This window comes from Acinetobacter sp. CS-2 (assembly GCF_016599715.1).
GTDB lineage: Bacteria > Pseudomonadota > Gammaproteobacteria > Pseudomonadales > Moraxellaceae > Acinetobacter.
In genome coordinates this window covers 2,368,838-2,382,872 of record NZ_CP067019.1, presented here as the reverse complement: position 1 = coordinate 2,382,872, position 14,035 = coordinate 2,368,838, and the positions used below count along the sequence as shown (strand labels likewise).

Here is a 14,035-nt window from a genome sequence, read left to right as displayed (position 1 = left end):
TTCTATCCTGAACCTGGTTTGTTCAATTTCTATGTTGGCTTTTACCCCTATTGCAAATGCACAGTTAGTAGGTATGGCTAATGATGAGATGACTGATATATCTGGACAAGGTGGTGCAGATTTAAGTTGGACTCTATCGTTAAATCATCGCTATGCTAAAGATTTATCTCTAAAAAATATTTCAGTTTTTGATGCAACAGGTAAGGCAACAGAGGCATTTTATACTTATAGTTGTACTGATAATGTATTTTGCCGTTTAGCGATCGCACCGAATAATCATAAAGATGCTGCGGGTAATAAAAAATGGTTGGTTTTTAAAGGCATTCAAGGCACCTTACAAATTGATCAGTTTTCATTAGATGGTGCGACCATTATTAACCGTGATGGTAATCCTCAGACTGCATTACAAATTTCTTTTTTTGATGATAAGCCACTGAAAATTAGGAATTTAGGTTTTAATACTTTGGCGGTCGAAACAGGTGATGCAGGTGTTGAAGGGTATGCCAATAATATGATTTATAGCACCTATACAGAAAAAAAATCTGATGGAACAACAGTTGCAGGCTTAGATGTGCCGACGTTTGATAAAAATACAGAAAAAGGCTTTATGGGCTTAAATATGCATGGCAATTTGCATATGTCAGGCAATTTAAAAATATTCAGTTTTAACTGTACAGGTGCAGGAACTGCGCGCTGTTAATTGAATAAAGCCAGATAGGGATATAAGAATGAAAAAAATAACAAAGTTAAAAATACTTACGGCAAGCATTTTGATTGCACAACAAAGCCATGCATTTGAGCAACTTTCCGATGATTATCTTGGCTCAGTAACCGGGCAAGATGGTATCAGCATTACACATGAGATCTCCAAGGCAACTATAAATGCTGTCAATTGGGTTGATTCTTCTTCAAAAAGCAATGCCAACGATTCATTACTACGTCCTGATACCATGAAGATGGGGCTGAAAGATGTGACCCTGTCAGGTGTCAATAATCAATCGATTATTTCTACGCTTGACTTTGATGTGGGGGCAACTGATTGAGGGGCGGGGATTCGCATAGAAGCCAATATTTCTCCATTTGAATTAGCTGTTAACAACCTCATGTTACTGTGTACTGATGCAACTAAATGTCAGACTCCTGAACAAAGTTTGGGTTCTCTCGATATCAAAACCAGTTCACCACTTCGTTTACTTCTTCAAACGCAAGCAGGATTATTTAATCGAGATGAAACGGCACACCTTAATTTTCAATTGCAAAATGCCAGTATCAGTCATGGTTTAAACGGGCAAAAGCTCACTTTGAAAGATTTTAACTTCAATTTTTCTGGTGATGGCTATATGTATCTGAACTCTTATCAAGAAAGAACATCAAGCAGTTACATGGATGAAGGGATTGTTCTGACTACAAAGAGTCGTAATGGTGTGACGGATCATGTTGTAATGTTGGGACGAGTAGATGACAGCGATCCTGTCGCCAGTGCAAATTCACTGCCTGGTCGTGATACCGTACATTCATCAAGAACCAAGGCAACCAATCCAGGGGTAAATATTGACCTGCGTCATGGCAGTGATCCGAATCAGCAACGAAATTTAATTCGTATGGGGGCATCGGGCGCGGTAACCAATGCCACAATTTTCTTAAATGCCAATCAAAGTGGGATTACAGATTTTGGCCGTACTTCAACAGCGACATTAACAGGTTATGATGCGGTAGGGCTAGGCGGGCTGCATTTTGGTATTTCTGCCGATTTTACCCGTGAAGGGAATGCACTTTTAGGTACGAATCAGCCCCCAACAACCCTTGAGATTGGTCATACAGGTAATGGAAGTTATGCCATTGAATTTTCCAATTTATCACCTTTAACTGTTCGTAATTCGAGTTCTAAAACAGATTTAAATACCAAAAATGCCTATATTGATTTTGGTGACATTTATATTAATGCAATACAAGCAAAAAGTTTAGATTTTTTAATTAACGATAAAATTAAAAAGACTTTAGGGGTGAGCAATTTAGTTCAGACGCAGCAATTATCATCGCTTGAAAAAGGTAATGACTTTGCATTAATCGCTATACGTAGTATGGATTTTCAATCGATTGCACGTAAAGCACGGTTTATTGCGGATAACTCTTTAGCTGAAATTACCAATGATACCAGTAGCTGGGGAATTGGTATCCCTGTTTATAATCTGAATGCGAATATTGCGCTTGCAGGCACAGAATATACATCAAAAGTGGATGGTGGGACTAAAAAAGGAATTGCCTACAATGTAATGGCAACTACCGATGGTTATGGAATTGACACAAAAACGGGTGCAGCGAGTACTACATCATTAATTTTCTCTGTACACGACAAATTTCACAGAACTCTTATCCTATCAGGCTTTTTCTTTCTTAAAATTGCCAGAATTTCCTTAAACTCTTCTTTTTTCCCAAAACCAATTAAACGCTGAATCGCCATTTGAACATAGTCTAAACCATAGCGAAATAAACTCATTGAGAGTCGTCCATGCTTCTTTATTTTTATCGCTTTTTTTTGATCATGTTGCCATTCACCCGTTAAGTAGCACCAACAGAAGCTTATAGCTAAGACCGCAATCAATTTTTTCACTCGTCTAGGGTCTGTCAAGCGCGTATTTTCAAGATTGAATCCTCGTCCTTTGAGACAACTGAATAAGGTTTCAATTTCCCAGCGTAATGCATAATCCTGAATAGCATTGGCATTAAACTGAGGAGAAACGACGAGTAAAAGCTCTCCATTTTCTAACTGTAGTGCACTCATATATAGTTTCACCCGACCAACCAAAATCCGTCGTTTACGACATTCAATTTGACCAAGTTGAAGATGGCGAAATAAATCACTAATTTTATGATTCTTCCCTAAATGATTGGTGACAATGAAGTTTTTTTAACACGAATGCAGAAGTTGATGTCTTGTTCAATTAACCATGTAAACCACTGCTCACCGATAAACTCTCTGTCTGCGAACACATTCACAATACGGTCTTTACCAAAAATGGATATAAAGCGTTGAATCAAAGCAATCCGCTCTTTCGTATCTGAATTTCCACGTTTATTAAGCAATGTCCAAACGATAGGTATCGCTATTCCACGATAAACGATCGCAAGCATCAGGATATTAATATTTCGTTTTCCCCATTTCCAATTGGTTCTATCTAAAGTCAGTTGCACTTTGTCGAATGAAAACATATTGAAAATCAACTGAGAAATTTGACGATAATCAAAATACTGACCTGCAAAGAAGCGCTGCATACGTCGATAAAATGATTGTGGTAAGCACTTGATGGGCAAGGCTTTAGATGCAGAAGAAAGATTACATGTTTGCTTTAAAATGATCACAAGCATGATGAGCGCAAAGCACTTTAAATGTGACTTGTTCCATTTTAGAGATTTGTTTAAGATAAGATATAACTCATTGAGATGTGTCATAGTATTCGTCGTTAGAAAACAATTATTGTGACATTATTTCAATGAGTTATCTATTTTTGTCGTGTACAGAGATTAATTTTAATAGATGGAAAAAAAGGGCTGCACAATGAAGAAGTAAATTACTATGCCGGTTTACGTAATATTGATGCATTTGTCAAAGCCAAAGGCGTGATTGGTTACGAAGAGCAAGGAATCTACATTAGCGCCGATGATTTGCTTGTCGCTGCAAGTGCAGAAATGGCGATTGGTCAATTACCTGGTTCGCTCTATAACTGTACCAGTGGTTCTGTTAAATGTGGCAGTGTCGTTCCTGTTGATAATTTCGCCCGCAAAGATGATGTGCTGACTTCCATTGCCTTTAAACTGGATGGTAAAGGTGATTTGTTTATTATTCCCGGTATGAATGATAATGCAGAAAATAACTTCTTATCTTTCCGTGCTAACTTTGAATTTAATGCATTATCAGACACAGATAAATTGAACCCCAATATTTTGGGAAGCTACTTTAGTTTGATTAACGAAGATGTTGATGCGAATAACACGGTTGTGAAAACTTCAAGTATTAATTTGAATAAATTGCAAGGTGTCCTAGCGCTTGAATCACAAGTCAAGATGCAAAAAGATACTGTGGTATTTGATAATAAAGTGGATATTAATCCGGCCAAATCTTTGAATCAGGTATTCAGAACCGAATTATCGATGTCTACCATGCCGAATCAAATGCAGAAAATGGCAGATATTGCAATTACAGGGGGAAGTATTAGAAGTAATTTAGGTATTACTCCACGTTAACCTGTTTGAGAATAAATAAAAGAATAGGGATAGAATTTTATGAAAAAATTATTATTGGCAAGTTTGATTACTTCATCTATTGCAATACCAAGTTTAAGTCATGCAATGGTTGCTATGGATGATGATTCATTATCTGATGTAAGTGGTCAAGCATTATTGTCTATGGAATATAACGCGGGTTATAACGTTATTGATGCTAAAGGACAAAATGTAGACCAGACGAATCTGGGATTTTATAAATTGGGCCTAGAAGCTGAAATGGAAATCAACGCCAATATTAAAAAGCTGCAATTAGGTTGTGGTGGGGTGAATGGTATTGGCAAATGTGATATTGATATTGATAATATTTCTTTAAGTGGTTTGCAAGGCGCAAACTATACTTCTGATGATCGTGCCGCAAGCTCAGCCCTTATTACCAATCCATTTGTTGAGTTTGCTATTAAAAATCCAAAATCTGCTTCTACTCGTGAGGTTCTTGGCTTTCGTTTAAGTGCTGAAAAAATTGCTGGCTTAATGACAATAGGAACAGAAAACAGTAGTACGCCTAATGGTATTAACTCCTTTAGTGGTTATATGAAAACCAAGGCCTCTTCTGGGGTGGTAATTACAGACCCTCGAATTATGGATTATGCAGCAACGGGTCAATATATCGAAGGTGCTGTAACGGGAACATTGGTTGGTATTCCTTTAGAATTGCATTACAAGTCAAATGATTATTCATTTAACTTATCTTCAACAACTGCACCTTTTACCATTCCATCGACGATCGTATCTGGAACACGTATGACAGAGGCTGTCCTAAAAGGAACAGGAACAGTAAATCAAATAGATTTTTCTGGACCTTTAGCTGCACAGATTTCAGCATTAGGTTTAAATCTTACTTTGAATAAACAAATCGATGGTTATTTAACTGGTTTAAAGACTGATATTACAGTAAATCAAAATTTAGGTTTGATTCATTCTTTGTATCTAAATAATGCAAGTTCGTTATCACTACAGACCCAGCAAATATTGTGGCCGGGTGCATCGGTTGCTGCAAATCGAGGGTGGTGGTTAGCAATTGAAGATGAAGTGGATTTAGGGAGTATCAGTCCAACAACCAATGTAAAAATTACCGATGAAGTGCTTAAACAAACGATTGCAGGAATTAATCACGACTTAACCTCTAAGCCACGTGCATGTGGCGATTTACTGTTTGGATGTGTTGCAGGTACCGGATTATCTGTGGGTGAAATTAAAAATCCAACACTTATTGATTTTCCATTACAGAACTTAACTTTGCAAGGACAGAACTTTAAGTCTAACTGCTTTGGTGGGCTGAAATTCTGCTAATGAGGAAATAAAAAATCCCGCACTTAGCGGGATTTTTTATTTTAAGAACAACTACTTTGCAATTTTAGCGAGTAATTCTTCTTTTGAAATATTGACAGATTCAGCATCACGGCGACCTTTATATTCAAAAGTCCCTGCATCCAAACCTTTCTCCCCAATTACAATACGGTGTGGAATCCCGGTAATTTCAAGGTCAGAGAATTTCACCCCTGGACGCTCGTCACGGTCATCCAAAATCACATCATAACCCGCAGCTTGCAGTTCTGCATAAAGTGCTTCAGCAGCTTCCAAAGTACGTGGTGATTTATGTGCATTCATTGGAACAATCGCAACTTCAAACGGTGCAATTGCAGAAGGCCAGATAATCCCTTTGTCATCGAAGTTCTGTTCAATGGCAGAGGCTACCACACGCGTTACACCAATACCGTAGCAACCCATGGTTACAATCGTCGGTTTGCCGTCTTTACCAAGCACTTTGCAGCCTAAAGCTTCAGAGTATTTTTGGCCCAGCTGGAAGATGTGACCGACTTCAATACCACGCTTAATTTGCAGTGTCCCTTTACCATCTGGAGATGGGTCACCTTCAACCACATTACGTAAGTCATAAACCTCAGTAAATGTTGCATCACGTTCCCAGTTGACACCTGTTGCATGTTTTTCGGCTTCATTGGCACCGGCAACAAAATCAGAAAGTACAGATGCTGCACGGTCAACAATCACAGTAATGCCTTTTTCAACTAGACCTTGTGGCCCAATGAAGCCAGTGGTTAAACCAAGGGCTTGAATTTGAGCTTCAGTTGCGAATGTTAAAGGTGCGGCAATTAACGGATGCTTTTCAGCCTTAATTTCATTCAGTTCATGGTCACCACGAAGGAATAAAGCAACAACAGGTGCTTCTTTACCTTCTTCAGTTGCAACACCTTGTACGAGCAATGCTTTTACAGATTGTGCAGCATCAGTACCTAAGAAAGCAGATACATCGGCAATGGTTTTTTGAGCTGGTGTATCGACCAGTTTTAATTCCTGAGTTGCGGCCGCACGCTCACCGACAAGAATTGCTTCAGCCATTTCAACGTTGGCAGCATAATCAGATTCGGTAGAGAAGGCGATATCATCTTCGCCACTTGATGCCAAAACGTGGAATTCATGTGAACCTGAACCGCCAATTGAGCCAGTATCGGCCTGTACTGGACGGAAGTCTAAGCCCAAACGGCTAAAGATACGGCAGTACGTGTCATACATCACGTCATAGGTTTCTTGTAGTGAAGTTTGATCGATATGGAAAGAATAAGCATCTTTCATGATAAATTCACGTGAACGCATCACACCAAAACGTGGACGGACTTCATCACGGAATTTGGTTTGTACCTGATAGAAATTGATTGGCAGCTGTTTGTAGCTTTTCAATTCATTTCGTGCAAGATCGGTGATCACTTCTTCGTGTGTAGGACCAAGCACAAAATCGTTATTATGACGGTCTTTAAAACGTAATAACTCTGGACCATATTGCACAAAGCGGCCGGATTCTTCCCAAAGGCTTGAAGGCTGGGTTACTGGCATGAATACTTCCAGCGCTCCTGCACGGTTCATTTCTTCACGGACAATCGCTTCAACTTTATTTAGCACGCGTACGCCCATCGGCAACCAAGTGTATAAACCCGAAGCCAATTTACGAATCATCCCCGCACGTAACATGAGCTGATGTGAAATCACTTCAGCATCATTTGGGGTTTCTCTTAACGTAGCAAATAAAAAGCGACTCGCGCGCATGGAAACTGTCCTAATAATTAAGCGTTAAAGCATAAGATTATACGATAAAAAATGAGGTGAACATTTCAGAATGTCACCTCATGTCAAGTGGGTTTATTATGCCATGATTTTTCGGATTTGGCGCGTCATAAAATTCTTCAAGTCATCCAGGTAGGTGAAGATCACAGGAACCACAACCAGAGTCAATAGGGTGGAGGTGATTACGCCCCCAATCACGGCATGGGCCATGGGTGCACTTTGTTCGCCACCTTCACCCAGACCCAATGCAAGAGGAATCATCCCCATCACCATGGCACTGGTGGTCATTAAAATAGGGCGTAGACGGGTTTTACCCGCTTCTATAATGGCATCATAACGATCAACCCCACGATCCATGGCTTTTTTGATGAAGTCAATTAACAGGATGGCATTTTTGGTCACTAATCCCATCAGCATGATAATGCCAATAATGGAAAACAGGTTCATGGTGGAATTAAACAGGAATAAAGCCAGAAACACCCCAATCAGCGAGAGGGGAAGGGAAGCCATAATCGCAGCAGGATGAATGAAGCTGTTAAATTGTGAACCCAGTACAATATAGATGAACACAATGGAAAGGGTAATGGCGGTTAAGGCATAACCTGCCGATTCGGCCATGTCTTTATTTGCACCTTGCGTGGCAAAGCTATAACCGGGTGGTAAATCAAAGTTATCTTGAATTTTTTTAATGTCTTGACCGATATCCCCTGCAGGGCGGCCTGCTGTATTGGCTTCTATCAGGACTTCGCGGGCCAAATCACGGCGGGTAATTTGCGATGCCCCCAAACTTTCTTCGAAGTTTGCCACACTGGCTAGAGGCACTAAAATAGGCTGGCCAGAAGCATCGGTTTTTTGTGAATTCAGATAAAGATTTTCAATATCGCTCGGTAAGGTGCGTCTGTTTTCAGTCAGGCGAAGATTAACATCATAGATTTCGCCTTTTTCATCTTGCCAAGTGGTAACGTTGTCGCCTGCAATTAAGGGACGAATGACACTGGCGATTTGATTGACAGAAAGACCTAAATCACTGGCAAGGACACGATTGATATGAACCGCCAAGGTGGGCTTAGGTTCTTTAAGTGAACTTTCCAGATCGACGATACCTTCGACTTTGGAAATTTCTGCCAGAAAGCGATCGGAGATTTTTTGCAGTTCGTTCAGGTCGGTACCTTTAATGGAAATCATGATCGGTTTTTGCCCTCCCGAAACCGTTTCATCTGCCGAAGCCACCGAGGTAATGGTAATACCCGCTACACTTTGCAAGCGCTGGCGAAACTCATTATTCAGTTGGGTCAGGGTCTTATCACGCTCCAGACGAGGCGTGACCTTGACGCGTATGCTGACATGGTTTTTACCACGATCCGTTACCCCATTGATAATGCTGTAGGTATTACGTACATCTGGATACTGGCGCATAATATTCTCCACTTGCAACAACTTGGCTTGTGAATATTCGAGTGAGGCATCTACAGGCGTTTCAAATTTAATTCGAATTTCGTTTTTATCTGGAACAGGAACAAATTCCGTACCAATCAATTTAGATAAACCCAATGCACCAAAAAGTGAAGCTGCGGCCACTATCAGGGTTAAAATACGGAAGTGTAGTGCCAGTTTTAACAGTTTTTCATAGTAATGGCTTAAATGATCAAGCCTATTGGATATCCAGTTAAAGAAGCGCTTTATTCTGCTGGGTTTCTTGTTTGGATTATGTTTTTTAGCCCAGTGTGCAGAAAGCATGGGATCGAGGGTAAAACTGACAAACATTGAAATCAGCACGGCAGCGCTGACCGTTACTCCAAATTGATAGAAGAATTTACCGATAATGCCGCCCATAAATGCAACTGGTAAAAATACCGCAACAATGGTCAGTGTCGTGGCTAAAACCGCCAGCCCAATTTCTTTAGTGCCATCGAGTGCTGCCGTTACAGCATCTTTGCCCATATCGGCATGACGGACAATATTTTCCCGCACTACAATTGCATCATCAATCAACAGGCCAATACTGAGAGATAATGCCAGTAAGGTCATCATGTTAATAGTGAAGCCGAAAGCCCAAATAAAGGTTAATGTCCCCAACAGGGAAATAGGTAAGGTCAGCCCGGTAATGGCGGTAGAGCGAAAAGACCCCAAGAACAGTAAAACAATCAGAACAGCGAGAACCGCACCTTCAATAATGGTTCGTGCCACATCTTTAATACTGCCACGAATGCCTTTGGAACCATCGACGGCAACTTTAGCCACAGTACCCTCGGGTAGCTGTTGCTCGATTTTTGCTAGGGCTTTATAGCTGGCATTGACCACATCAATTACATTGGAATCCGAATTGCGCAGAATATCAATCGCGACCGCAGCTTTACCATTTAAATAAGCACTTGATTCCAGATTGGCTTGACCATCTTCAATGCTTGCCACCTGTTTTAGAAAAATAGGAGTACCATTTTTATTGGCAATAATCAGGTCACCAAACGATTGCGGGTGAATCACTTTGGATTTGATTTCCACCACCAGTTCAGACGTCGGCTGTTTTAAGGTGCCTCCCGGAACTTCAATATTTTCACCTTTCAAGGTATTGATGACTTTATCTACACCAATACCAAAGCTTTGCAGTTTTTGCGGATCGACTTCAATACGAATCTGGCGTTGTGCATCGCCCAGTAAATTGACTGTACCCACGCCCGGCATGGTTCGAAGTTGCGGGACAATCTGCTGACTTAAATAGGAACTCAAGTCGCGTAACGGCATGGTCTCCGATTCAAACACAATCGACATCACCGCATTGGCAGTAGGGTCATAACGTTCAACAACAGGATCCTGAATTTCATCTCGAAACTGGGCGGTAACTGGAGCAATCTTATCGCGAATATCCTGGGCGGCCACTGCAGAAGACATATCCAGATTAAATTCGACAATAATGGTCGACAGCCCTTCACTAGACTGGGAAATAATCTGTTTTAAACCTGAAATGGTATTGATCTGGTCTTCCATTTTTTTGGTAATTTCAGATTCAATGGTTTCAGGGGAGGCACCCGGATAGGAGGTATAGACCACAACAAATGGAAAATCGACATCGGGAAATTCTTCTATGCCCATGCGTTGCCAAGATGCCAGCCCCAGTACCAGTAAACACAACATCATCATGATGGTGAAAACAGGATATTTAACGCTAATTCTGGTAAACCACATAAGAACAATCCTGTACTTATTTTTTATTATTTATTGATGACGACCGCTTGATGAATGTCCTGGTCATTAAATTTAATACGGCTAATCTGGTCGGCGTTTTGCAGTCCTTGCACGACAGCCAAATTGTCCCGATAGCGCTGTTCCAGAATGACCAGATTGACCTTTTCAATTTTGTTCTGGCGGATCACCCAGACATAGGGTTTATCTTTGATATTCTGGATCACATCGAGCGGAATGAGCTGACCTGAAACTTGAGTCGAAGCAAGAATGTTGCCTTCCACGAAAGAACCAATACTCAGTGAGTTAATGGTTTCATTCGGTCGGGCAAAGAATTCAATCTGGCGACTGGCAGGATCGGCAATAGGGGAGATGCGTGTTAAAACAGCAGTCAGTTGAGCTGGATTGCCTTGAATGGTGTATTCAATATGCTGTCCCACTTTTAAAGCGGCTTGCATGTCACTTGGCAATTTGGCCTGAATTTCTAGCTGACTCGGATCCACGATTTCAAACAGGGTCTGGCCAGCAGCAACGGTTTGACCAGCATCGACTTGGCGCTGTGTAATTACTCCGGAAATGGGACTATAAATAGTCCCTTCACGCTCGGCTTTTTGGGCAATATTGACACTGGCCTGTTGCGCATGCACATTTTCCAGTTGCGCCTGATAGTCAACAGCAGCCTGTTCATATTCAACTTTGGAGATAAAACCTTGATCCAATAAGCGTTGTTTGCGCTGCATCATATTTTTAGCCAGATTTGCCTGCGCTTGTGCTGCTGACAAATTGGCCTGAGCTTGCGCTAAACGTGCAGCATTATCTTGATTATTCAGGCGAACCAAGATCTGTCCCTTAGCGACTGACTGTCCGACCTGGACATAGACCTGGGTTGCAGTGGCAGTGACCTGAGCCTGTATGCTACTTTGATTGACTGCACGAAGCGTGCCGGTAAAAGCACTTTTTGCGACAGAAGTGCCATTCTTCACGGAAACTAGATCTTTTTCAATTAATTCAATTTTTGTTGTGGTTTCTACAGGTTTTTCTATTTCATTTTTTTTGCAAGCTGTTAGAAATAAAATTAAACACAGAACGCTGCCGGTTAAATATTGCTTATGGTCACTTAATTTAGATTTTTTCATATGCTGTCCAGATAGCATGTAGCTTCATCCTTTTTATTTATTGTGACTTAAATTAAGTGCTTCATAGCCTAAATACAATTTATTCAAGCGCTTTTAAGCGAGCGATAATATTGTCGTATTTTGCTTGAGTATTTCGATAGTTAATTTGTAATGATTGAATCGTTGCTTTTTTTGCTTCAATATTCTTTTGATTATTCTCGATTGTATTTTTCAAGCTGGCTGGAATGTCTTCAGCTTTACGTAAATGTTCAATCTGTTGACGCTTAAAATAAATACGGTCAGTTTGTAATTGCTTTAACTGGTCTTGCTGAAAGGCAATTTGCTTTTTGATGCCGGTTAATGCGTCATTACGTTTTGCGAATGCAACTTGACTATTACCATAAGCCTTTTTTAGTTTTAAGTCCGCTGCCTGCTGTCTGGCGTGGGCTGCACGTTGCGGTGCCTGTTTAATATCGGCTTCAGTATTATAGGCACGATTACGCCGGATGACCTGCATGTTCTGGTCCAAAGCTTCGTAGCCATAGCGAATATGATTGGGGGTGACATTGGTGCTAATATTGGCTATACCCTTACTGTCATAATAGCGATACCAGGTGGCTTTAGGTGGCGGATTTTCAGCATATGCGAATGCCGATTGCAAAACCAGAAAAGAAAGAAAAATGAATCTAAAGTTCATTTTTTTTTGTGCAATGAAAGCAAGTTTGTATTTAAACTGACTTTGCATTGTAACCCCCGAATAAAAGTTGACTAAATTACTTATTTTAAAAGTAATAAATGAGCTATATTAGACTCAAAATAAGTAATAAAAAACCTCTGTCTGTCAAAAAAAAATCATTGGTCGATGGAAAGTGTGAAGTCGTTATTGAAAATAGACTAAAGTGAGTCTTCGTGCGGAAAATGTTCATTGAAAAGGCAAGTAAAGATATGTTAAAAATGTTTGTAACTTGTAATAAAATTTTTGACTAAAATTGTTTGTACATTCTAAAAATGGGAAGGATCATTAAATGGACGAAAAATTCCAAAATCTAAAAGTGATGGTGATTGATGATTCAAAAACCATTCGTCGTACAGCAGAAACATTACTCCAACGTGAAGGTTGTGAAGTCGTGACCGCAGTAGACGGGTTTGAGGCTTTGGCAAAAATTGCTGAAGCAAATCCGGATATTGTTTTTGTAGATATTATGATGCCACGTTTAGACGGTTATCAAACTTGTGCATTAATTAAAAATTCGCAGAATTATCAAAATATTCCAGTCATTATGCTGTCAAGTAAAGATGGTTTATTTGACCAGGCAAAAGGTCGTGTTGTTGGTTCGGATGAGTATTTAACTAAACCCTTTAGTAAAGATGAATTGTTAAACGCAATCCGCAATCACGTAACAGCATAAGTTTATTTTTATTGGGGAAAAGCATGTCACGTATCCTTATCGTTGATGATTCACCTACGGAAACATTTCGTTTTAGAGAGATTTTAACCAAGCATGGCTTTGAGGTGATTGAAGCAGCAAATGGTGCTGATGGTGTCACAATGGCACAAGCAGAATTGCCAGATCTAGTGCTCATGGATGTGGTCATGCCTGGTGTAAACGGTTTTCAGGCAACACGTCAGATTGCCCGTGGTGCTACTACTAAACACATTCCGATTGTGATTGTCAGTACCAAGGACCAAGCCACTGACCGCGTTTGGGGGAAACGTCAGGGGGCAAGTGATTATTTGACCAAGCCTGTAGACGAAAACCAATTAATTGATGTGATTAAACAACACCTCAATGCAGGATAAGCTCTATGGCAGCAAATGGATTTATCGAATTACTTCGGATTGCTAAACGTGGTAACAAAAACTACGTTACAACTGAAAATGAAGTAAACCGATGGTCAGGCATTGCTTTTGAGATGATGGGGCAATATTTTGTTGCCCCTTTGGGTGAAGTATCTGAAGTGATATATCCACCAAAATATACTCCGGTTCCAAATACTCAGTCATGGGTGATGGGACTGGCCAATATTCGGGGACGTTTACTTTCCGTCGCTGATTTGGCGCATTATATTTCAGGACATCGAAGTCAGTTTTCACCGACTCAAAAAGTATTGTGTATTAGTCATAATGACCATTATGTCGGTTTGGTGGTAGATCAGGTTTTGGGGATTCAACACTTTAATAAGAAGAGTTTCTTTTCTAAAAACAGTGAATTAGATAGCAATTTACAAGAATATTGTCAGGGTTATTTTTATCAGCATAATCAGCACTGGCATGTTTTCTTATTTAGTCGTTTATTGCAAAACCCAAAATACATGAATGCCTCTATAAAATTTATAAATTAATAGTCGCAAGCTAAAGAATGATAGCGCAACTCGGG

The 14,035-nt window shown here is 40.2% G+C and carries 13 protein-coding genes; 8 read left to right on the top strand and 5 right to left on the bottom strand.

The window, feature by feature from the left end; translation table 11 throughout:
* Window positions 1-4 precede the first annotated feature (4 nt).
* Genes JFY49_RS11730 through JFY49_RS11720 form a run of 3 tightly spaced genes read left to right on the top strand, consistent with a single transcriptional unit; the run spans window position 5 to window position 2,453 of the window.
* Complete coding sequence (locus tag JFY49_RS11730; RefSeq protein WP_373423505.1) at window positions 5-700, top strand: hypothetical protein; 696 nt, start codon at window positions 5-7, stop codon at window positions 698-700.
* Between the two features lie 28 nt (window positions 701-728).
* Window positions 729-1,043 (top strand): DUF6160 family protein, encoded by a 315-nt coding sequence (locus tag JFY49_RS11725; RefSeq protein ID WP_200223044.1) that lies wholly within the window; start codon window positions 729-731, stop codon window positions 1,041-1,043.
* Window positions 1,044-1,103: 60 nt separating this feature from the next.
* On the top strand, window positions 1,104-2,453 hold the full coding sequence (locus tag JFY49_RS11720; protein ID WP_200223042.1) for a hypothetical protein: 1,350 nt from the start codon (window positions 1,104-1,106) through the stop codon (window positions 2,451-2,453).
* Here JFY49_RS11720 and JFY49_RS11715 read toward each other — a convergent pair.
* Window positions 2,360-3,450 (bottom strand): IS4 family transposase gene (locus JFY49_RS11715; protein WP_200223036.1). Its coding sequence is split into 2 segments (ribosomal slippage): window positions 2,360-2,910 and window positions 2,910-3,450, totalling 1,092 coding nucleotides; the frame shifts between segments, so codons are not numbered across the junction. The two genes, JFY49_RS11720 and JFY49_RS11715, sit on opposite strands and share 94 nt — an antisense overlap.
* 168 nt (window positions 3,451-3,618) lie before the next feature.
* Here JFY49_RS11715 and JFY49_RS11710 point away from each other — a divergent pair.
* Both JFY49_RS11710 and JFY49_RS11705 read left to right on the top strand, forming a co-directional pair.
* A complete protein-coding gene (locus JFY49_RS11710) occupies window positions 3,619-4,242 on the top strand; it encodes a hypothetical protein (RefSeq protein ID WP_200223041.1) in 624 nt (207 codons plus the stop codon).
* Window positions 4,243-4,281: 39 nt separating this feature from the next.
* Window positions 4,282-5,574, top strand: a complete 1,293-nt coding sequence (locus JFY49_RS11705; protein WP_200223040.1) for a DUF6160 family protein — start codon at window positions 4,282-4,284, stop codon at window positions 5,572-5,574.
* Between the two features lie 51 nt (window positions 5,575-5,625).
* Here JFY49_RS11705 and JFY49_RS11700 read toward each other — a convergent pair whose 3' ends face one another.
* The 4 genes from JFY49_RS11700 to JFY49_RS11685 form a co-directional block, all read right to left on the bottom strand.
* Window positions 5,626-7,344 (bottom strand): proline--tRNA ligase, encoded by a 1,719-nt coding sequence (locus JFY49_RS11700; protein ID WP_180174805.1) that lies wholly within the window; start codon window positions 7,342-7,344, stop codon window positions 5,626-5,628.
* Between the two features lie 96 nt (window positions 7,345-7,440).
* Window positions 7,441-10,545, bottom strand: coding sequence for an efflux RND transporter permease subunit (locus JFY49_RS11695; protein WP_180174806.1), 3,105 nt, complete (start codon window positions 10,543-10,545; stop codon window positions 7,441-7,443).
* Between the two features lie 26 nt (window positions 10,546-10,571).
* The gene (locus JFY49_RS11690) at window positions 10,572-11,678 is read right to left on the bottom strand and encodes an efflux RND transporter periplasmic adaptor subunit (protein WP_227609453.1); all 1,107 of its coding nucleotides are present in this window, start codon (window positions 11,676-11,678) and stop codon (window positions 10,572-10,574) included.
* Window positions 11,679-11,757: 79 nt separating this feature from the next.
* The gene (locus JFY49_RS11685; protein ID WP_180082160.1) at window positions 11,758-12,402 is read right to left on the bottom strand and encodes a hypothetical protein; all 645 of its coding nucleotides are present in this window, start codon (window positions 12,400-12,402) and stop codon (window positions 11,758-11,760) included.
* 280 nt (window positions 12,403-12,682) lie between these two features.
* Between JFY49_RS11685 and pilG the strand changes: the two genes are divergently transcribed.
* Genes pilG through JFY49_RS11670 form a run of 3 tightly spaced genes read left to right on the top strand, consistent with a single transcriptional unit; the run spans window position 12,683 to window position 14,000 of the window.
* Window positions 12,683-13,066, top strand: coding sequence for a twitching motility response regulator PilG (gene pilG, locus JFY49_RS11680; protein WP_086195987.1), 384 nt, complete (start codon window positions 12,683-12,685; stop codon window positions 13,064-13,066).
* 23 nt (window positions 13,067-13,089) lie between these two features.
* On the top strand, window positions 13,090-13,458 hold the full coding sequence (locus JFY49_RS11675) for a response regulator (protein WP_086195986.1): 369 nt from the start codon (window positions 13,090-13,092) through the stop codon (window positions 13,456-13,458).
* Between the two features lie 5 nt (window positions 13,459-13,463).
* Window positions 13,464-14,000: a chemotaxis protein CheW gene (locus tag JFY49_RS11670; protein WP_086195985.1), complete on the top strand. Its 537-nt coding sequence runs from the start codon at window positions 13,464-13,466 to the stop codon at window positions 13,998-14,000.
* Window positions 14,001-14,035: the final 35 nt, after the last annotated feature.

Coding starts and splice junctions, on each gene's coding strand:
- JFY49_RS11705 (WP_200223040.1), top strand. CDS start 4,282: ATGAAAAAATTATTATTGGCAAGTTTGATTACTTCATCTATTGCAATA.
- JFY49_RS11695 (WP_180174806.1), bottom strand. CDS start 10,545: ATGTGGTTTACCAGAATTAGCGTTAAATATCCTGTTTTCACCATCATG.
- JFY49_RS11675 (WP_086195986.1), top strand. CDS start 13,090: ATGTCACGTATCCTTATCGTTGATGATTCACCTACGGAAACATTTCGT.
- JFY49_RS11700 (WP_180174805.1), bottom strand. CDS start 7,344: ATGCGCGCGAGTCGCTTTTTATTTGCTACGTTAAGAGAAACCCCAAAT.
- JFY49_RS11685 (WP_180082160.1), bottom strand. CDS start 12,402: ATGCAAAGTCAGTTTAAATACAAACTTGCTTTCATTGCACAAAAAAAA.
- pilG (WP_086195987.1), top strand. CDS start 12,683: ATGGACGAAAAATTCCAAAATCTAAAAGTGATGGTGATTGATGATTCA.
- JFY49_RS11670 (WP_086195985.1), top strand. CDS start 13,464: ATGGCAGCAAATGGATTTATCGAATTACTTCGGATTGCTAAACGTGGT.
- JFY49_RS11720 (WP_200223042.1), top strand. CDS start 1,104: ATGTTACTGTGTACTGATGCAACTAAATGTCAGACTCCTGAACAAAGT.
- JFY49_RS11725 (WP_200223044.1), top strand. CDS start 729: ATGAAAAAAATAACAAAGTTAAAAATACTTACGGCAAGCATTTTGATT.
- JFY49_RS11690 (WP_227609453.1), bottom strand. CDS start 11,678: ATGAAAAAATCTAAATTAAGTGACCATAAGCAATATTTAACCGGCAGC.